Genomic DNA, 18422 nt, shown 5'->3' with positions numbered 1-18422 from the left:
CATAGACGCATAGAGGAAAAAGACAAACGCCGCAGATGGGGATCAACCCTGTCTGCGGCGTCTCATTTTGGCGTTAACGATAAATCCGGCACCGATACTGAATATCGTCAAGAGGGAGAAAAGCAAGGCGACCCACCCATTATAGCTGATGGAAATCGCTGTGGCACACATGAGCAGCACGGAGAGAATCGAGAAAAAAAGCGCCATTGGCTTGGACAAGAGAACCTACTCCTTCACGTAATAAAATATTTGAGCGAGTTTAGCATATTCTTCTCGCAAACGAATCATAATAAGTTTGCAACACACCATCGTAAGAGTTGAAAGGAGAAATTCCACATGGCAGGACGTAACAGCAACAGCAATACGTTGGTTGTACCGCAAGCAAGCGCAGCACTTAGCCAATTGAAGTACGAGGCAGCTCAAGAGCTGGGCATTCAAATTCCGCAAGACGGCTACTATGGCAACTTCTCTACTCGTGACGCAGGCTCCCTAGGCGGCTACATCACGCGTAAATTGGTCCAAATCGCCGAGCAACAATTGTCCGGTGGTTCCTCGCAGTTCCGTTAATCGATAACCGGATATTCGAGAAGTGAACATCCAGAAGCTCAAGGGCAACCTTGAGCTTCTGCTTTTTTTCGCGGTTTCCGGCATGCGCAGCACGCGACAAAAAGCCTCTTCTATTTTGCAAGAAGAGGCCCATGGAGTCAAGTCGGCCGAATCGACGGCGATAAGAGCAGCTTGTCAGTACGTATTCATGCGAAGACGCTTTTGCAGCCTCTCGTCACTTAGCCAGCCGACATAGGAACCGAGCGTTTTGAATTCTTTATCCATGACGAGCACGCCTACGAACGGATACTGCTTCCGGTGCCTGTAGCGGACGTCGGACCAGCGAACCTCGTACCCCCACGGATGCTCTTGCACCTCGGCGCAGGCGAAGGAAGTAAAGTAGAGGAAAGCCCGGATGGACGGGTCGTTCCGAGAGCGGTCGATGGCCGGATGCTCTTCGCATTTGGCGTCATCGATCCAGCGCAGCTTGCCCTGACGGAAATCGCCGATGAAGAAGCGGCCGTCGGGACGCCGTTTGACGACGTTCCAGTCGTAGAGCGAAATGGTCGGAATCAAGATGAACTGATCGCCGTTCTGATAGCCGGGGTCCAGTTGGACAAGCCGCTTCTGAAGTGCCTTATGGGTGACGGTTCGCCATATATAGTACACGATCAGGAAGGCATACAGCAGCGGGAAAATAATCGTCGGATCGCCGATTCGCAGCGCCCATAACGTGATGGCAATCAGATGGGAGACGAAAATAACGGGATCGAAAATATGGATAATGTTCCAGGATATCCATTTCTGCGTGAAAGGCCTTGCCGCCTGCGTGCCATAGGTGTTGAACAAATCCGAGAACACGTGGACACATACGGCAAGCAGCACCCAGCCGCCTAAATGCAGCCACGAAGGACTGAACCGGAATATCGTTTCGATCAGCAGCGTAATGACGACGGCCCAAATCGCGATGGCGGGAATGGAATGCGAAGCCCCGCGGTGGTTGCGGATATAAGCGGCATTGCTCTTGAGTCTTAGTAAACCGTCCAAATCCGGAGCCTGGGAACCGATGACCGTACCAAGTAACACGGCGGCGTAGAGCGTCTGGTCCGAAGCGACAGCCGGGTCGATCGACGCCAGACCCGCTAGACCGATGCCGAAGACCAAATGCGTTCCGCTATCCATAGCACAGAACCTCCTTGAGTATGCATGCGATGAAATCTGCATTTTTTGTGTAAAATATAACAAAGTATAACTTTTTGCTATACTTTGCTTATATTTTCGGAAGGAATGAAACTTGCATCACCAGTTAGGATGGTGATTGGCGTTTCACCAGGACTGAAACTTGTACCGCCGCCAAAAGAATGGCGGTTCGCGTTTCACCAGGACTGAAACTTACTGCGCCGTCTAATTCGGCGACAGCCGTTTCACCTTCATACATCTTATATGTACGCTTAAGTATTTTCCGAATCGTGGGCGTTTATAACGAAAGGATGAATTTCATGTTTATTTGTTTCGTGGAGTATCGCATCGACTCGGCGGCAGAGCTGACATATCGGGAATGGATCGCCGAAAAACAGGATGAATTCCCGGGTTTCAAGCTATTCGAAGGAACGGATCAACCGCTGTTGTTTGTCGAAGTATGGGAAGCGCCGAACGTCGAAGAAGCGGAGCGCATAAAAAAAGAACGCTGCGGGGAGCGTTCTTCTTGGCGGGATATGGCGGACTGGGTGCCGGGCGGCAGCGCCAAAATCCATGCCTGGACGTTCAAGCCGATTAACGGCCGAGCGGAGCGGTAGTTGTCGTCGTTGTTCCTGTCGTCGGCATAGCCGTAGTGTTCGAGATCGTGACGCCGTTGAATGTATATTCGTAATTGATCGGTCCGTCGAACGTGACATAATCCAGGTTCAGCGTCAACAGCAGGTAACGCATGCCTGTGGACGGGTCGCTGATGATGATATGATCGCGTCCTGCAGCCTCGATGATGCCGCGGAATACTTTAGCATTCCATTCGCGGTTGTTTTCGTATGTCATGTAGAAAGTCGCCATCTTGCCGCGGTTCAGACGTAAAATGTTCTCAACGTAGGATTCTTCCGTTACCGGAACCGCGACGATGTTGCCGCCTGCAGGCGTAACGAAGGAACCGCTTGGGATGTTTGGCGGCTGCGTGGACGCGCCTGCTACCATAGGAGATTGAACCGGCATTTGGACTGGCATTTGCACTGGCATTTGCACTGGCATTTGCATAGGTATTTGCTGCGCGTTCATCTGCGTCGGCATTTGCGCCGGGAACGGAGTCGCGACCGGCTGCTGGAAGCCGCCGCCGTACCCGTAACCTGGGAAACCTCCCGTGCTTGCTGGACTTACCGCTGTGTTGTAGCCGTAACCGTTTGACATAAGATGTAATTCCTCGCTTTCGTTAATGTGTTGCGTTGGTTAGTAAACCGCTGGACATTCCGATGCTTTAGGAGCGTAGAAGCAGTGGGATTTAAATTTATCGACCAGCCTTTGGTCCCACCATGTCGCAGGACAGTTTCCGGCTGGACGGAAATACCACAAGGCGTTGGTAGCCGGCCATCGCCGCTCCCCGTTGATGACGCGCTTGGCGAGGGCGATTTCGCTGTCCCTTGCCGACTGATAGAAGTAGCCTTTCTGCGTCGCTTCGAATCCGCCGGGACTTTGATAGACCATCTGTTGAATCGTGCGGATGTTTTTGAAATCGATGCAGTTGCCCAGAACGCGGTTGACGCCGACGTTGCCGACCATCAGCATGCCGAGTTCGCCCTCGCCTTCGGCTTCGGCGCGGAGAAGACGTGCCAGGAGCTTCGTTTGTTCCGAATTGGTTTTGATGACTGCCATTGCCGAACCTTCCACTTCCTTTCGCTCGTATGGGCCATGAACCACATTGACAGTGTATTGAGATCTGGGCAAAATGGTTCCAACAGGTGTCAAATTCATGAACAGGAACCGCGAACATTGTCAAGAGCCTGTTTTTTCGGTATGATTAAGAACGATTTTAAAACAGAAAATGAGCGAAAAAACGCTCATCGGGACTGGAAGCGGGGAGGCTGGCTGTGCTTAAAGATTATGTGGCCCTGACAAAACCTGGCATCATTCGATTAAACGCGATTGCTGCGTTCGGCGGGTTCTGGGTCGCTTCCAAATGGGATATCGATTGGTTGCTGCTGCTCTATATGCTCATCGGTTCGGCATTGACGATGGCATCGGCATGCGTCATTAATAATTACTGGGACCGCGAGTTGGATACGAAGATGGAACGTACCAAGAATCGCGCCCTGCCGACGAAACGTCTCAATCCGACCGGCGTGTTGATCTACGGTATTGTGCTAGGGATTATCGGAGTGACGGTGCTGTTCACGCTTGTGAATCCACTCACAGGCTGGCTGGGACTGCTTGGATTTTTCGTCTACGTCGTCATTTACACGATGTGGCTGAAACGGACGTCGACGTGGAGCACGTCGATCGGCGGCGTTTCCGGCGCGATGCCGCCGGTTATCGGCTATTGCGCGGTAACGGGCGTGGTGGATGAAGGCGCATGGATACTGTTCGCATTGCTTTTCCTGTGGCAGCCGGCGCATTTCTGGTCGCTGGCGATCCGGAGAGTCGAAGAGTACCGCGCGGCGGGCTTCCCGCTCTTGCCTGTCGTGAAAGGCATTCCGCGGACGAAGCTGCAAATGCTGCCTTATATTCTGCTGTTGATCCCGACGGGGATCCTGATGTTCGCCTACGATTATGTCGGCTACACGTACCTGATCATATCGTTGGTCTGCGGCATCGTATGGCTCGTTCATACGATCATGGGCATTCGGGCGACGGACACGACTAAGTGGGCAAGAACGAATTTCCTGATTTCCATCAACTATCTCATGGTCGTATTCCTTATCATGATTGCGGATACGAACGGCGCGATTGGCTAGGCCGGCCGTTCTGCTTCGGCAGAACGACCAGCCCGGGCAACCAAGGAGGATCAATGCATGCACGTAATACGTAAATACGGCTTTGCGATCGCGGTGCTCTTGCTGTGTGCCGCGATGGGACTTTATTTATACCTCTCATCCACGAAAGGCTCAGACGTCAAGCTGGATAACATCATGAACGCGCCGAGCTTTTCGTTAAACGATCTGGACAATAACAAGGTCACGCTGGACGATACGAACGGCAAAGTAAGGGTTGTTTACTTCTTCTATGCGAACTGCCCGGATATTTGTCCGCCAACGACGGCTTTGATGACCCAGGTGCAGAACAAGCTGAAGGACAAAGGCACCTTCGGCAAAGACGTTGATTTCCTGTGGGTGACGTTCGATCCAAAACGGGATACGACGGAAGCGCTCAAATCCTATTCAAGCAAATTCGACATCGATACAAGCGGCTGGAAATTCCTGCGGGAAGACAACGCGGAAGAGACGGAGAAGCTGATGAGGGATTTCGGGCTGTCGCTGCTGAAAGACGAGAAGTCGAACACATTCACGCATACGGATACGATTACCTTCGTCGACCGTAAAGGCGTCGTGCGCAAATACATGACCGGTTCCATTGATGAGTCGCAGAATGCGGACAAAATCACGGACGTCATCAATGCGCTCGTGAAAGAATAACGCATGGCCATATTCGTCTCTATACTTTGGAACAATGTAATCCCGTTGTCAGTCATGATTGCTTTAGGCATCACGCTGCATCGGGTTTTTTCTTTGGATATCAAGACGCTGTCGAAGCTGAATTTCTATTTGTTCTCGCCGGCCATGATCTTTAATTTATTGTATTCGACCGACATTTCGTTCCCTGTAATGTTCAAAGTGCTGCTGTTCTTCTTTTTATTCATGATCTTGATGTACGGATGCGTGGAAGCGGTCATCCGGATCCGGAAAACGCCTAATGCGATGAAAGGCGCGGTACGCAACAGCATCCTGTTCTATAACAGCGCCAATTACGGGATTCCGCTCAATCAGCTGGCGTTCGCTTCCAATCCGTATACGTTGTCCGTTCAAGTGCTGATCATGATGATGCAGTCGCTCCTGCCGAATACATACGGGATTTACAACGTCAATTCGCATAAACTCCAAGCGAGAGAGATCGTTCGCACCATTCTGGGTCTGCCGGTCATCTACGCGATTCCGGTAGGCTTGCTGATGCACAATCTGCACGTGCCTATTCCGCTGGCGTTATCCACGCCGCTCGGTTATTTAGCAAACGCATTCATAGGCATTGCGCTCATTACGCTCGGCGTGCAATTGGGCAGCATGAAACTGACCTTCCGTCATCCGAAGCTCAAGGACGTGCTCATCTCCTGTGCGCTCCGCCTGATCGGCGGGCCATTGCTGGCGCTGGCCGTCGTATGGCTGCTGCGGACGAACAGCTACACGGACATCGACAGCCTCATGGCCAAAGCGCTCATCGTATCCTCGTGCGTGCCTACTTCATTGTCCAGCGTCCTGTTGGCGGTGGAATTCGACAACGAACCGGAATTCGCCTCGCAAGTCGTCCTGCTGTCGACAACGCTCAGCATCGTGACGGTGACTGCCGTGATTTACTTGCTGCACATCTAAGTGGACTGCAGCTTTTCGGCGAGCAGCCCAGAGAGTCGGAGTGGAGTTGTAGAAGCAAGCGGTCGCCTTTGTAGCCGGATAATATCCATACGTGGATTGATTCCGATTATCCGGCTACAACAGCGATCGAGCTTATGCTTCCGATGCCGGTTTTCTTACGAAAACCCTTAACCCACTCCGCACCGGAGGGCATGCCTTATATATTCAAATTCCATCTTCCTTACTCCATTGGGCGGCACTCTGCGGCGGGTACAAGATATACGCCTCCAGGCCGGCCTTTTCCAATTGTTCGATTAAGTATTCTTCAGGCGTCTTCTCCACGCCCGGGTAGCCGCGCCGCGTATGGATATGCTCGGCGTCGGGAAACGCATCGCGAAGCATGCCGCGGATTCGCCGCCCGGATGCATCGTTGTCCGTAAATATGTAAACTTGGCCGTCGCCGGCCTGTCGTCGGAGCTTCTCGATCTGCTGCGTGCCGGGCGTGCCGTAGGTGCATAGAATCGGCACTTCTTCCTGAAGCACGCGCCGCAGCCGGCTGCGGTCGTTTTTTCCTTCCACGATCAAGACGATATCCATGGATGTCTCACCTCTATCGCCATCTTACCTTATTTGCCAGCCAAACGAAAAGACGGCCTGCCGGAGCTCGGCAGGCCGTCTTTGCAGTTATGGCGACTTGGGTTTAGGCGAAGCAACCGCAAAGTACGATTACGAGCAGGATGAAAAGAACGAGGATTGCTGCGGGAGACGTAAGGCCATGATGGTGGCCGCCGTGGATTGGTTCTACACATTGGGACATTGTGAAGTCACCCCTCTTTCGAATATTGAGGACTAGGGCTCTAGGCGCTGTGCGTTCATGCATCGCAGCCATTTGCCACTCTGTAATGTATGCCCCTGAATGATATCAGCCCTGTGCCTTTACCCAGTATGGGAAAAATGGGCGCCTGCATCCCGAGCGTCCCGGGTTCTATTCGAATCGGCAAAGAACGGCAAGACGGCCACGGCGATCATTAAGCCGACAAAGGCGATGTAGTAAGGGGAGACATAGTTGCGCAGCTGTCCGGCAAGCATGGGCCCCAAGAAGGCGCCGATGGAGAAGGCGATGGACAGGATCGAGAAGATCCGGCCGTATCGTTCGCCGCCGCTGCGTTCGATCAAGAGCGAAGACAGCGCGGGGAAAATGACCCCTTTGGCCATGCCGAGGAAGAAGAGAAGCAGATAAAAAGGCAGCGGCGCCCCTGCAGCGATCGCAAAATAAGTGAGCGCCAACAGGAAAGCGCCCCACAGCGAACGAAGAAACGGCGAAATCTTGTTCAAGAACAGCAGGCTGAGCGTGAACAACGCTCCGAGGCTGACGATGGAGAAGAGCAGTCCTGTCGTCATCATGCCTTCTTTGGTAGTCGACATCAGCGGCAGCTCGAACGACAAAATGCCTTGGGCGCAGCTCATGGCGATCGGCAGCAGGAAGATGAGCCACGGAATGGCAGGCGGACGTTCCTTCTTGGCTTCCTCGCCGCGCATGCCGATCAGTTCGGCCTGGGCTTTGGCTTGATGGAGGCTGCCGATAGGCAGAGCGCTCTGCATGGGCACGTCGCGGATGAAGAACAAGGCGCAAACCGCAGTCACGATCAGCACCCAGCCCAGTACGCTGAAAGCGGTTGTGAAGCCGATCTGGGCGACTAAATAAGCGCCGGCGGCAGGGGAAACGACGGAAGCGAGCGTATGTACGAGGCCGTTGCCGGCCATGAGCTTCCGCTGCTTCACGCGGCTTGTGGCGATACGCGCCAGAAGCGACATGCACGCCGGGGAAAGAAAAGCGAGCACGAAGCCGCTGATGGAACGGAGCGTCAACAGCTGCCAAGGATTCGTTACATGGGACTGCAGCAGCAGAATGCCGCCGGCTGCGCCGAGACTGAAGACGATGAACAGGCGGCTGCCGAACCGGTCGACGCCAAAGCCGGCGATGAGATTGCCCGGCAGATGAGTAATGGAGTACAGTCCCATCATGAGACCGATAAAGGAAGGAGCGGCCCCGAGCGATACGGCAAACGGCGTGAGAATCGGATACTGGGCGTGCAGATCGAAGAACGCGACGAACAAGAACAGGTAGAGCCAGATGGCGGTTCTCATTGGATCACTACTCCTTTAAAGATGATTCGTTGCAACTAATCGGAGATTGGTTTGCGGCATTCATCTAGATGATTCGGCAAGCGGCATTCATTGGTTCGAAACGCATAGAGACGGCTGTTACTACTTGTACGCATCCCGGAGCCTCGTTATGTCTCTCCCGGCCAACCCTGGTTTACGCTCATAGGGTCATGGGGTATAATGGTTGGTAGATTGGCCTATTGGCGGTATAATGGAGGCGTGCGCGCAAAATGAGCTTCGATTTTAACTATGACACGGATACGTGGGTTCAGTTTTTTCAAGACAAGTGGTTAATTCTAGTGATTGCGCTAGTCGTGCTTCTGCTGGTCGTGCGCGTCGTGAAGACGGTCGTCAAATGGCTGCTCGTCGTGGCCATCCTGGCCGGCGTCGTCGTATACAGCGGCTATTCGCTGGAAGACGTCAAATCCATCGGGACGAAGGTGGCGGACAGCGTGAAGCAGGAAGCGATCGCTGCGATGGCGGGCGAAGCGAAGGATGCGACGTTTACTTATAATGATGACGGAACGTTTACGGTCTCAACGAAGAATCTGGAGTTGAACGGGACGCCGGGCGACGGGGAAGTGAAAGTCTCGTTCCGCGGCACGTCGCTGGGCACCTGGAAGATCGATGCGACGATTCAATCGTTAATTGATCAGGCGAAGAAGAACGTTTAGTTCGCCGATCTGCGGATTGACAGAGCACATTGCATAATTGGTTATAAGGAGGCTTCATCATGCATACATGGGTTCAAACCCTGCTGAAACCGGAACCGGTTGCGCTCATGGTGGTACTTATCCTGCTTGTCTCCTTGTTTTCGGGAATGAGAAGAGGTGCGTCGGGTTCAGCGAAGCACCTTTTCTTTTTTATTTGGCAGGCAGCAACGGTTGTCGTTTCTCTTCTCCTGGCGGGCAGGGGAGCGGTCTATGCGTCTCCATTCGTTCGGGATTGGCTGATCGATCGAGGCATTACGGTTCCAAAGGAAGACTTAAGCGCGTTGAAACAATTCTGGTTTACGGCAGTCACGAGCTTGCGCGATTTCGATCTGCTGCGCTTCGGGGTCCTGTTCCTCCTGTTGTATTCGGTGCTGCGGCTGCTGCTCCACGCATTGGAGCCGTTCGTGTTCGGCCTTGTTGACGGCGTGCTTGCGCGCGGCAGGGCAGGACGGGGGCGCATGGCCGAATCGCCGCTGATTTCCGGGACGGCGAGCCGGACGACGGGCGCCATGATCGGCGCGTTGCTGGGCGGGGGCCGTGCGTTTATCGTGATGGCCTGTTTATTCGTCTATGTCTCGATCTTGCCGCATGCCTACGGAACGGACATTATCCGCGCCTCCGCGTTGTATACTAAAACGGCGTCGGAGCTGCTGAATCCCGTGGCGGGCGACGTGTTGAAGCAGGGACCGGTATTCACGGAAGCCGTGGAAGCGGAATTCCGCCATGTGCTGGAACGCAAGTACGATGTCATCGATGCGGCGATCCCGCCGAATATCGAGGAAGCTGCGGCTGCCGTAACGAAGAATTCGTCCACGGACGAGCAGAAGGCCCGCGCGCTCTATAGCTGGGTCGGGACGCGGATTGCATACGATTGGGACAAAGCGGACAATTACACGGAGCACGGAATTTGGAAAGAACAGACGCCGACTGAAACTTTTACGACCCGTAAGGGCGTATGTATAGATGTGGCCAGGCTGTATGCGGTCATGGCCCGTTCCGCGGGTTTGGAAGTTCGCGTCGTGACCGGTGAGGGCGCGACCGGCGACGGCGGTTACGGTCCGCATGCCTGGAACGAGGTGAAGCTCACGGATGCCGGCGGCGAGTGGATTCCGCTCGACGCGACGTGGGCGTCCTCGGGCGACTGGTTTAATCCGGACGGCTTCTCGAAATCGCATATTCGGGACGCTTAACGGAGCAGCGAAAGGAGTCATTGCAGGTGGAAGACGATCCGCAGAAGCGGGAGAAATCAAGACGGCGGAACTTTTCGTTCCGTCTGAACTTATTCTTTTTTGCCACTTTTTTCTTATTCAGCGTCTTGATCGTGCGCTTGGCGATCTTGCAGTTCGTCGAAGGCCCTTCGCTTCGGGAAGAAGAGGAGAAACGGGGCACGACGAAAGTGCTGATTCCGCCGATCCGCGGCAATATCTACGATTCGGGCGGCAAAGCTATCGCGTATTCCACGTCGACGCAGTCGCTCTATTACAGCATTGAGCCCGGGGCGAAGAAGGAAGATTCCATCGCGACGGCCCAGAAGCTGTTCGACGTCTTCCAGAGGTACGGAGACCCGGCGGTCGCGGTGAAGCTCGAGCAGGTCGTCAAGAACATGGATTTGGATTACAAGAAGAATACGGTATCCGTTCCGCGGCGCATCAAGAGCGGATTGACGGCGGATGAAATTGCCTATTTCATGGAGAACCGCGATCTGTTCAAGGGGATCGACATCATCGAGGAAAGCATTCGTCATTATGATACGACCAACACGGCCGTCCAGCTTGTCGGGTATTTGAAAAAATTCGGCGGCGGCGCCGAGAACGGGCTGTATAAGGATAAAGCGAAGACCGAGGATGCGAGACTGAAGTACTTGCAGCAGGAGGATGTCGGCTACGACGGTTTGGAATTCATGTACCAGGACGTGCTGCGAGGCAAGAACGGACTGAAGGTATATCCCGTCAACGCCGCTAGCCGGATCATCGGCCCGCCGGTCGTGACGACGCCGGAGAAGGGCGACAACATCTATCTGACCATCAATCGCGAAGTACAGGAAGCGACGGAGAAGGCGATTATGGACCAGCTGCATTTTCTCAGGACGACGCCGACCGATAAGCGCGCGCCGAACGCCAAGACCGGTTACGCCGTCGCGATGGAAGTGAAGACCGGCAAGGTGATTTCCATGGCAAGCATGCCGGATTACAACCCGAATATTTGGGAAGGCGGCAGCATTACGACGGAAGATTACAATTCCATCAAATACGTGCTGCAGAACGGCACCATCAGCTCGGTCATCGGGCCGTACGACGATCCGAAGGAACAGCGCAAGCATCCGTCATCCATCGTGTTTCTAGGGTCGACCCAGAAGCCGCTGTCCGTGCTGATCGGACTGAATGAGAAGCTGTTCACGACAAGTTCGACCTATACGGATACAGGGTCGTTCTTCTATGGCAAAGAAGGACCCACGCGCCGCCGCATCGGGAACGCGAAGGGACATGCTTATGGAACGCTCGACCCGGCATCGGCGATCTCCCACTCCTCCAACCCGTTCATGGCCAAGATGGTCGGAGACGCCCTGTACCGTAAAGATCCCGCGAACGGCGTGGATATTTGGGACCGGTACGTCAAGCAGTTCGGCCTGGGCGTCGATACGGAAAGCGGCTTGTTGAACGAGAGCCGGGGCGTTATCGGCTACTTCCATGAGAAGGAAGCCGCGAGCGCGCAGTCGGCGCTCATTCTGGCATCCTTCGGCCAGATGGGACGGTATACGACACTCCAGCTTGCGCAATATGCGGCCACGCTGGCGAGTCACGGCAAACGGATGAAGCCGCAGTTCGTGAAGGAAGTCCACGATTCCGACGGCAACGTCGTGCAGAAGTACCAGCCGGAAGTGCTGAACACGATCACGTTTCCGGATGCCTACTGGAAAGAGATCGAAACCGGCATGGCCAATGTTAAAGTAGCCGACTTCAACAACACGCCGTACAAGGTGCTGCGGAAGACGGGAACGTCCCAGCAGCAGGTCAGCGGCAAGACGGTCGAAAACTCGGTGTTTATCGCATTCGCGCCTGCCGAGGATCCGGTCATTGCCGTGGCCGTCGTTATTCCTGAAGGCGGCTTCGGCGCCGATGGAGCGGCGCCGGTCGCGCGCAAGATTTTGGACGCGTACGATGCGCATATCGGCATGAATGGCGTGCCGAAAGCGCCGTCTGCAGGCGGTACGGCAGCAGGGAATACGGCCGGGAACGCGCCCGTGCAATAATGGTGCTGAAGGTGCCAGGTAAACGGGACGAACGGCATGGCTGATGGATTCGGCAGGTAGTCTTCATTTCAGCGCTGCTGCAATAGATAGGTTTGTGAAACAGGCTCGCCGCATCGGCGGAAGCCTGTTTTTTATACGTTTCGAGCTCGGCCAAATGTTGCACAACGGAAAAACTGTTGCATAAGATAAACCATAAGCAGCAGCAAAGGGGGGATTTGCATGCGGAGAAGTTTGCGCAGCCATCGGGCCGTTCGCCGATTTTTGTACGTCGCTTTGTTTCTTGCCGGAACGATGTTCGGATTATGAGCCGAAGAGCAGTTTGGATTCTTCTTATTCTGTGCTAAAATTGCTCTAGCGAGCTATCTGCAGGCATAGCTTGGGCAAGGAGGCCATCATGGGAACCATTAAATTAGTTGCATTGGACATGGACGGAACGCTGCTCAACGACCGGCAGGAAGTGAGCAAGGAGAACGCGAAGTGGATCCGCAAGGCGCTGGACGCCGGCGTTATCGTCAGTTTCGCTACTGGACGCGGCTATCAGAGCGCCTTGCCGTACGCCGAGCAGCTGGGGCTCGAGACGCCGATGATCACGGTCAACGGCGGGGAGATTTGGACCCGTCCTCAAGTGCTGCATAAGCGCACGCTGATGCCTGTGTCGTACCTGACGCGGCTCCACGAGCTGGCGCTGCGTCACCCGGAGTGCTGGTACTGGGCGTACACGACGACGGGCATTTACAACAAGGAGAACTGGAGCGAGGTTGCGAGCCGCCTGGATGAGCGGCACTGGCTGAAGTTCGGCTACTACACGGAGGACAAGCCCATGCTGCAAGCCATCCTGAAGGAAGCCTCGTCCTGGGGCGGGCTGGAGATTACGAATTCTTCGCCCTCCAACCTGGAGATGAATCCGGAAGGCGTGACCAAGGCGTCCGCGCTGCGGGAGCTATGCGCCGTGCTCGGTTTCGGGATGTCCGAGGTCGCTGCCATGGGCGACAGCATGAACGATATCGCGATGATTCGCGAAGCTGGCCTTGGCGTCGCGATGGGCAATGCGCAGGACGAAGTAAAGGCGGCGGCGGATGTCGTGAACGTGACGAACGAAGAGGATGCAGTCGCGCGCTTGCTGCAAGACTACGTGCTGAAAGGGTGAAGCCGGCATGGAAATCGTAGGCTGGATCATTGTCATAGCGTTGTTTGCGCTCGGCATGGCCGGTGCGATCTTCCCGATCCTGCCGGGGGCGCTGGCGATTTATGCCGCATTCTTCGTTTACGGGTTCATGATTTCCTTCTCGCCATTCGGCTTCTGGTTCTGGACGCTTCAGACGCTGATCGTCATCGTGCTGTTCGTTGCCGATTACGCCGTCAGCGCCTGGGGCGTGAAGAAATACGGCGGCTCTCGGGCATCCGTGATCGGCAGCACCATCGGCGTACTGATCGGTCCGTTCGTCATTCCGGCCTTCGGCCTCATTCTCGGTCCGTTGATCGGCGCCGTCATCGGCGAGCTGTTCACGGGCGCGAGTTTGGAGAAGTCGTTTAAAGCGGGGCTTGGGGCGGTCGTGGGCCTATTCACGAGCACGGTCGTCAAATTTATTTTGCAGGGCGCAATGATCATCATTTTCTTGCTATGGATTTAATTCGAGGAGGCAATCGATTAATGGTTAAGGTAACGGTTTGGAATGAATTTCTGCATGAGAAACAGCACGACGAAGTGAGAACGGTTTATCCGGACGGCATCCACGAAGCGCTGAAAGCAGGTATCGGTACGGATGGCTTCGAAGTATCGACGGCAACGCTCGACCAGCCGGAGCATGGTTTGACGGACGACGTGCTGGCGAACACCGATGTACTGATCTGGTGGGGCCACATGGGTCATGACAAAGTGGAAGACGCGATCGTGGAACGCGTGCATGCCCGCGTAATGGAAGGCATGGGGCTGATCGTGCTGCATTCCGGCCATTTCTCCAAGATCTTCAAGAAGCTGATGGGCACTGGCTGCGACCTGAAGTGGCGCGAAGCAAACGAGAAAGAACGCATCTGGACCGTCAATCCGGCGCATCCGATCGCTGCGGGCATTCCGGAGCAGTTCGTGCTGGACCGCGAGGAAATGTACGGCGAGCATTTCGACATTCCGGCGCCGGACGAGCTTGTGTTCGTAAGCTGGTTCGAAGGCGGGGAAGTGTTCCGTACAGGCTGCACCTGGTTCCGCGGACAAGGCAAAGTGTTCTACTTCCGTCCAGGACACGAAACGTTTCCCACGTATTACAACGACAACGTGCTGCAAGTCATCCGGAACGGCATCCGCTGGGCGGCTCCTTCGGGCGCAGCCAAGCCGGTACGCGGCAACCACCAGCCGCTTGAGGAAATCAAAGCGAAATAAGCTTCGGAGTAGGAGACTAGCGGCAGCTCATGGTTAAAAAGGATTCGTTAATAAAAGGCACGATCATTCTTGCGGCGGCAGCGCTGGTGGCCCGGTTCCTCGGGATCTTCCAGCGCATTCCGCTCGATTATATGACGGACAGCCATGGCGGCGGTTATTTTACTGTCGCCAACAACATCTATCTGATGCTTCTGATCGTCGCTACCGGCGGGATACCGAGCGCGATCAGCAAAATGGTTTCGGAGCGCTATGCGCTTGGACGCCCTGATGAAGCGAGACGCATTTACAAAGCGGCACTGCTGTTCGGTGCCGTTACGGGCGTGCTCATCACGGTGCTTCTGCTTATCTTCGCGCCTTTCTACGCGACGCATATCGCGGAGAAGCCGGGGGCCGCTCTCGCTGTTCGGGCCATCGCGCCCGCATTGCTGTTCTTCCCGATCATCGCGATGATGCGCGGTTATTTTCAGGGCAGGCAGTACATGGCGGCGGGAGGGATCTCGCAGATCGTCGAACAGATCCTGCGCGTCATCACGGCAGTCGGCCTCGGTTATCTGGCGTTCGGGCTGGACTGGGGACAGAGCTGGATCGCCGCCGCGGCGACGTTCGGCAGCGTGTTCGGCAGCGTCGGCGCATTTGCCGTCATGCTGTCGTACGCCCGCAAGCTGAAGCGGCAAGATATGAAGGACGCGGCCAGATCCGGGACCCGCGCGGCCCAGCAGACGCGTTCTACGCTGTCATTCAAGTCGATTTACAGTGAATTGTTCAAGATTTCGGTACCGATCGTTATCACGTCGATGACCGTGCAATTTATTTATTTCTTCGATACGTCGTTCTTCATGAAGCTGACGCATGGCTATTACGCCAGTGCCGACGCCGACCAAATGCTAGACTGGCTGGGCGTGAAGGCGCAGGCGCTTGCCGGCATTCCGCCGATTCTGGCGATTGCGCTCAGTCAATCCATGATTCCGGTCATTTCCTCCGCCTACAAGGTGAAGAACATGAAGGAAGTGGAGCGGCAAGCTTCGCTCGTCATGCGAATCGTCGTCTTCACCGGCGTTCCGGCGTCGCTTATCATGACGGTCGCCGCCATGTCGATTACGGGTTTGTTGTTCTCGAATACGGGAGGCAGCGGCGCTGTCGCCGCGTTGACCGCGGGGACGATCTTCCAGATTACGATGATGACGAGCAATACCGTGCTGACGAGCATGAACAAGCCTCGCATGCCGATGCGCCACGCGCTGATCGGTATCGTCGTGAAGGTCGTGACGAGCCTGTTGCTGGCGCCGCTTCTCGGCGTGTACGGCATAATCCTGTCATCGACCATCTGCTTCATGGTCATCGCTTCGCTTAATTTCCGCCAAATCCGGAAGGAAATCAAGCTGAACATTCTCGGTACGCGCTGGGCCGGCTACGTAGTGACGATAGCGATCGCATCCGGAGCCGGATGGCTGCTCGATTATGCATGCCGCACGTATATCGGAGGCGTTCCGGTCAAATTGACCTATGCCGTCGCTTGCATTGCCGCCGGCGTCGTTTCGCTTGGGCTATATGTCGCGCTGCTTCTCCTGCTCAAGGTGATCACGAAGGACGACGTACAGCAATTCCCGGGTCCGCTTCGCCGGTTGTTGAACCCGCTGATGCGCGTCGTATCTAGGCGCGGCGTCAATTCTAGCAACTAAACTTTGTTTCCATATTCCCCTCTTTATGGTAGAATGGACCGTGGTCTTTCTACCTATGAGAGGGGATTTTTTAATTGATGAAATCATGGAAACGGAGTACGAAAACGTTCGGCCTGCTGGCCATTGCGCTTGTTATGATCATAGTTGCGGGCTGTCAAGCGCTAAACGGCTTAGATTTCAATGCGATGTTCAAGCAATCGCTCAACACGACTTCTTATGAAAGCAACGAGACGGTAGAATTCAAGCTGCTGCTGAACGACGGCGCCGAGGAAGAGCTGGAAGGCGAAGAAGCGGAAATCATCAAGCTTATTTCAAACATGAAGCTGCAGCTGACCGACATGAAGTCGGACGAAGAGAAAGGGATGTCCGCCAAGGGCAGCCTGGATCTGGGAACGAAGCACATTCCGTTCGAATTGCGAATCAACAATGAGGCGGCCGAGTTTGATCTGGACGGAGCGAAGAAACCGATTTATCTGCAACTGACAGATCCGGATGCGAAAGCGGCCGCTTCTGCCGACGATGAAGCGCTCATGGCGGTCGGGAAGCAAATGATAGACACCGTCAGCGGCTTTGCCATCGACAACCTGCCTAATCCGACGAATTTGAGCGTGAAACCGGGTCAAGAGACCGTTCATGGCGATACGCTGACAGGAATGAACGTGCATGCCGAGTTGAAGGGCCATGAGCTGCTGGATTGGCTGAAGTCTTATATCGACGCTCTGATCGGCGACAAGGAAGGCCTGAAGTCGGTCCTGACGGCGCTGATGGATGCGGTGAAGAGCCAACAAGGCGTTCTCGAAGAAACGCCGGTCGACAGCCTGTTCGGCTCGCTTCCGGAAGAAGATGAGACGGCAGCCGCAATCGACAAGGCAACCGGTCAAATCATCGACGCGCTGACGGAGCTGAAGGATCAAATCGCTCAAAGCGAGAAGGAAAACGCGGAAGAACTTGACGCAGTCTTGAACGACGGCACCTACGTGAAAGGCGATTTGTTCGTAGACACCAAGCTGGATATCCGCAAAGCGGCGATCGAAGCGGCGATTGCCATTCAGGATGCGCCCCTATCGGATGAAGCTGCGGCCGCGGCTGCTGATGAGGATGAGGACTTCCAATTCGAAGACTCCTTGATGACGGTTTCGCCGTTCAAGGGCATCTGGATGAAAGTAACGACGGACCGTTGGAACGTGAACGGCGACGTACAGCCATTGCAGCCGTCGGCCGATAAACCGGTTCTCAATGCCGAAAGCTTGATGAACATGGAAGGCTATGAAGTGCTTCAGCAGTTCGATAAAGGTTCTGTCGTTTACGACTTGCTGCGCAACCAGGCGCATATCAGCAGACAGACGCTGATGCTGAGTCCGGAATACAGCCGCTATGCACCGATCGTTACGCCGAGCGGCATCGCGATCATCCCGCTGCGCTATGCGGCCGAAACGTTCGGGGCAACGGTGACGGAGGAGAAGGGCGGCATGATTCGCGTGCTGGACGGCGCGACGAATGCGAACATCCTCTTGAAAAAGGGCAGCAGCAATGCGATTATTAACGGGAAGACGGTCAAATGGAGCTTTCCGATGACCGTCGTCAACAACATGACCTATGTGCCGGCCCGCGATTTCGCGAAGGCGCTGGGAGCACAGATCAGTTGGGAGAAAACCTACGGCAGCAAAACGCTCATCTTGGTTCGCGAGCCATAAATAAACAGTCTCCGCAATCAAGCCTGACGCCCGTTGAGTTTGCCGGGGCATTCGGACCGGAAGGGAGAATATCGCATGGAAATGATTACGACAGATGAAGCTTTCCGCGCGGCGGTGCAAGAGGAAGGCGTGACGGTTGCGGTTTTCAAGACGACCTGGTGCGGCGATTGCCACTATATCGAACCGTTCATGCCGGATGTAGAGGCCAAGTACGACGGTAAGATCCGCTTCCTGCAGATCGACCGCGATGACTTGCCCGACCTCTGCAGCGAGCTGAACATTCTGGGCATTCCGAGCTTCATCGCTTTTAAGCAGGGCGGCGAGCTTATACGCTTCGTAAGCAAGCTGCGCAAAACGCGCGAGGAAATCGAACAATTTCTGGAGCGCGCGCTTCAGGTAGCGGCAGCATTGACGCGTTAGAAAACTTACAATATCTTCTATTGGATGAAAGCCCGCCAGT

At 55.0% G+C, this 18422-nt stretch carries 20 protein-coding genes; 14 read left to right on the top strand and 6 right to left on the bottom strand.

The features are described 5' to 3' along the window. Nucleotides 1–42: 42 nt before the first annotated feature. On the bottom strand, nt 43–219 hold the full coding sequence (locus GZH47_RS07775) for a DUF5325 family protein (protein ID WP_162639574.1): 177 nt from the start codon (nt 217–219) through the stop codon (nt 43–45). A 117-nt stretch (nt 220–336) separates the two neighbouring features. Here GZH47_RS07775 and GZH47_RS07770 point away from each other — a divergent pair, with 117 nt between their 5' ends. Then, entirely contained in the window at nt 337–567 is a 231-nt protein-coding gene (locus GZH47_RS07770; RefSeq protein WP_162639573.1) for an alpha/beta-type small acid-soluble spore protein, read from the top strand. Nucleotides 568–741: 174 nt separating this feature from the next. Here GZH47_RS07770 and GZH47_RS07765 read toward each other — a convergent pair whose 3' ends face one another. Further along, nucleotides 742–1728 carry a metal-dependent hydrolase gene (locus GZH47_RS07765; RefSeq protein ID WP_162639572.1) on the bottom strand — a complete coding sequence of 329 codons (987 nt, stop codon included), beginning with the start codon at nt 1726–1728 and terminating at the stop codon, nt 742–744. A gap of 317 nt (nt 1729–2045) precedes the next feature. Between GZH47_RS07765 and GZH47_RS07760 the strand changes: the two genes are divergently transcribed. Beyond that, nucleotides 2046–2342 (top strand): hypothetical protein, encoded by a 297-nt coding sequence (locus GZH47_RS07760; RefSeq protein ID WP_162639571.1) that lies wholly within the window; start codon nt 2046–2048, stop codon nt 2340–2342. Here the strand turns inward: GZH47_RS07760 and gerQ are convergent. After that, a complete protein-coding gene (gene gerQ / locus GZH47_RS07755; RefSeq protein WP_162639570.1) occupies nt 2320–2940 on the bottom strand; it encodes a spore coat protein GerQ in 621 nt (206 codons plus the stop codon). The genes GZH47_RS07760 and gerQ overlap by 23 nt on opposite strands. Before the next feature lie 39 nt (nt 2941–2979). Beyond that, nucleotides 2980–3402 carry a cell wall hydrolase gene (locus GZH47_RS07750; RefSeq protein ID WP_162639569.1) on the bottom strand — a complete coding sequence of 141 codons (423 nt, stop codon included), beginning with the start codon at nt 3400–3402 and terminating at the stop codon, nt 2980–2982. Nucleotides 3403–3617: 215 nt separating this feature from the next. On the opposite strand from GZH47_RS07750, the gene cyoE reads away from it, so the two are divergent. Genes cyoE through GZH47_RS07735 form a run of 3 tightly spaced genes read left to right on the top strand, consistent with a single transcriptional unit; the run spans nt 3618 to nt 6107 of the window. Beyond that, a complete protein-coding gene (cyoE, locus tag GZH47_RS07745) occupies nt 3618–4481 on the top strand; it encodes a heme o synthase (protein WP_162639568.1) in 864 nt (287 codons plus the stop codon). Nucleotides 4482–4538: 57 nt separating this feature from the next. After that, a complete protein-coding gene (locus GZH47_RS07740; protein WP_162639567.1) occupies nt 4539–5159 on the top strand; it encodes an SCO family protein in 621 nt (206 codons plus the stop codon). Between the two features lie 3 nt (nt 5160–5162). After that, nucleotides 5163–6107, top strand: coding sequence for an AEC family transporter (locus GZH47_RS07735; protein WP_162639566.1), 945 nt, complete (start codon nt 5163–5165; stop codon nt 6105–6107). Between the two features lie 204 nt (nt 6108–6311). Here the strand turns inward: GZH47_RS07735 and GZH47_RS07730 are convergent, their stop codons facing one another. Both GZH47_RS07730 and GZH47_RS07725 read right to left on the bottom strand, forming a co-directional pair. Beyond that, complete coding sequence (locus GZH47_RS07730; RefSeq protein ID WP_162639565.1) at nt 6312–6683, bottom strand: toprim domain-containing protein; 372 nt, start codon at nt 6681–6683, stop codon at nt 6312–6314. 339 nt (nt 6684–7022) lie between these two features. Next, entirely contained in the window at nt 7023–8234 is a 1212-nt protein-coding gene (locus GZH47_RS07725; protein WP_162639564.1) for an MFS transporter, read from the bottom strand. 248 nt (nt 8235–8482) lie between these two features. Between GZH47_RS07725 and GZH47_RS07720 the strand changes: the two genes are divergently transcribed. The 9 genes from GZH47_RS07720 (at nt 8483) to GZH47_RS07680 (ending at nt 18382) form a co-directional block, all read left to right on the top strand. Then, entirely contained in the window at nt 8483–8926 is a 444-nt protein-coding gene (locus GZH47_RS07720; protein WP_162639563.1) for a hypothetical protein, read from the top strand. 59 nt (nt 8927–8985) lie between these two features. Next, nucleotides 8986–10155, top strand: coding sequence for a transglutaminase domain-containing protein (locus GZH47_RS07715; RefSeq protein WP_162639562.1), 1170 nt, complete (start codon nt 8986–8988; stop codon nt 10153–10155). A 26-nt stretch (nt 10156–10181) separates the two neighbouring features. Continuing rightward, a complete protein-coding gene (locus GZH47_RS07710) occupies nt 10182–12215 on the top strand; it encodes a peptidoglycan D,D-transpeptidase FtsI family protein (RefSeq protein ID WP_162639561.1) in 2034 nt (677 codons plus the stop codon). 394 nt (nt 12216–12609) lie between these two features. Beyond that, nucleotides 12610–13362: a Cof-type HAD-IIB family hydrolase gene (locus GZH47_RS07705; protein ID WP_162639560.1), complete on the top strand. Its 753-nt coding sequence runs from the start codon at nt 12610–12612 to the stop codon at nt 13360–13362. 7 nt (nt 13363–13369) lie between these two features. Beyond that, complete coding sequence (locus GZH47_RS07700) at nt 13370–13846, top strand: DUF456 domain-containing protein (RefSeq protein ID WP_162639559.1); 477 nt, start codon at nt 13370–13372, stop codon at nt 13844–13846. A gap of 20 nt (nt 13847–13866) precedes the next feature. Beyond that, nucleotides 13867–14589, top strand: coding sequence for a ThuA domain-containing protein (locus tag GZH47_RS07695; protein WP_162639558.1), 723 nt, complete (start codon nt 13867–13869; stop codon nt 14587–14589). Nucleotides 14590–14618: 29 nt separating this feature from the next. After that, nucleotides 14619–16268 carry a putative polysaccharide biosynthesis protein gene (locus GZH47_RS07690; protein ID WP_162639557.1) on the top strand — a complete coding sequence of 550 codons (1650 nt, stop codon included), beginning with the start codon at nt 14619–14621 and terminating at the stop codon, nt 16266–16268. A 77-nt stretch (nt 16269–16345) separates the two neighbouring features. Then, nucleotides 16346–17962 carry a copper amine oxidase N-terminal domain-containing protein gene (locus GZH47_RS07685; protein ID WP_162639556.1) on the top strand — a complete coding sequence of 539 codons (1617 nt, stop codon included), beginning with the start codon at nt 16346–16348 and terminating at the stop codon, nt 17960–17962. Between the two features lie 75 nt (nt 17963–18037). Beyond that, complete coding sequence (locus GZH47_RS07680; RefSeq protein ID WP_162639555.1) at nt 18038–18382, top strand: thioredoxin family protein; 345 nt, start codon at nt 18038–18040, stop codon at nt 18380–18382. Nucleotides 18383–18422 lie beyond the last annotated feature (40 nt).

The organism is Paenibacillus rhizovicinus (assembly GCF_010365285.1).
GTDB lineage: Bacteria > Bacillota > Bacilli > Paenibacillales > Paenibacillaceae > Paenibacillus_Z > Paenibacillus_Z rhizovicinus.
Note: the sequence above shows the minus strand (reverse complement) of the source record. Positions and strands in the feature narration are given on the sequence as shown.

Coding starts and splice junctions, on each gene's coding strand:
- GZH47_RS07770 (WP_162639573.1), top strand. CDS start 337: ATGGCAGGACGTAACAGCAACAGCAATACGTTGGTTGTACCGCAAGCA.
- GZH47_RS07765 (WP_162639572.1), bottom strand. CDS start 1,728: ATGGATAGCGGAACGCATTTGGTCTTCGGCATCGGTCTAGCGGGTCTG.
- GZH47_RS07760 (WP_162639571.1), top strand. CDS start 2,046: ATGTTTATTTGTTTCGTGGAGTATCGCATCGACTCGGCGGCAGAGCTG.
- gerQ (WP_162639570.1), bottom strand. CDS start 2,940: ATGTCAAACGGTTACGGCTACAACACAGCGGTAAGTCCAGCAAGCACG.
- GZH47_RS07750 (WP_162639569.1), bottom strand. CDS start 3,402: ATGGCAGTCATCAAAACCAATTCGGAACAAACGAAGCTCCTGGCACGT.
- GZH47_RS07740 (WP_162639567.1), top strand. CDS start 4,539: ATGCACGTAATACGTAAATACGGCTTTGCGATCGCGGTGCTCTTGCTG.
- GZH47_RS07735 (WP_162639566.1), top strand. CDS start 5,163: ATGGCCATATTCGTCTCTATACTTTGGAACAATGTAATCCCGTTGTCA.
- GZH47_RS07730 (WP_162639565.1), bottom strand. CDS start 6,683: ATGGATATCGTCTTGATCGTGGAAGGAAAAAACGACCGCAGCCGGCTG.
- GZH47_RS07725 (WP_162639564.1), bottom strand. CDS start 8,234: ATGAGAACCGCCATCTGGCTCTACCTGTTCTTGTTCGTCGCGTTCTTC.
- GZH47_RS07720 (WP_162639563.1), top strand. CDS start 8,483: ATGAGCTTCGATTTTAACTATGACACGGATACGTGGGTTCAGTTTTTT.
- GZH47_RS07715 (WP_162639562.1), top strand. CDS start 8,986: ATGCATACATGGGTTCAAACCCTGCTGAAACCGGAACCGGTTGCGCTC.
- GZH47_RS07705 (WP_162639560.1), top strand. CDS start 12,610: ATGGGAACCATTAAATTAGTTGCATTGGACATGGACGGAACGCTGCTC.
- GZH47_RS07700 (WP_162639559.1), top strand. CDS start 13,370: ATGGAAATCGTAGGCTGGATCATTGTCATAGCGTTGTTTGCGCTCGGC.
- GZH47_RS07695 (WP_162639558.1), top strand. CDS start 13,867: ATGGTTAAGGTAACGGTTTGGAATGAATTTCTGCATGAGAAACAGCAC.
- GZH47_RS07690 (WP_162639557.1), top strand. CDS start 14,619: ATGGTTAAAAAGGATTCGTTAATAAAAGGCACGATCATTCTTGCGGCG.
- GZH47_RS07685 (WP_162639556.1), top strand. CDS start 16,346: ATGAAATCATGGAAACGGAGTACGAAAACGTTCGGCCTGCTGGCCATT.
- GZH47_RS07680 (WP_162639555.1), top strand. CDS start 18,038: ATGGAAATGATTACGACAGATGAAGCTTTCCGCGCGGCGGTGCAAGAG.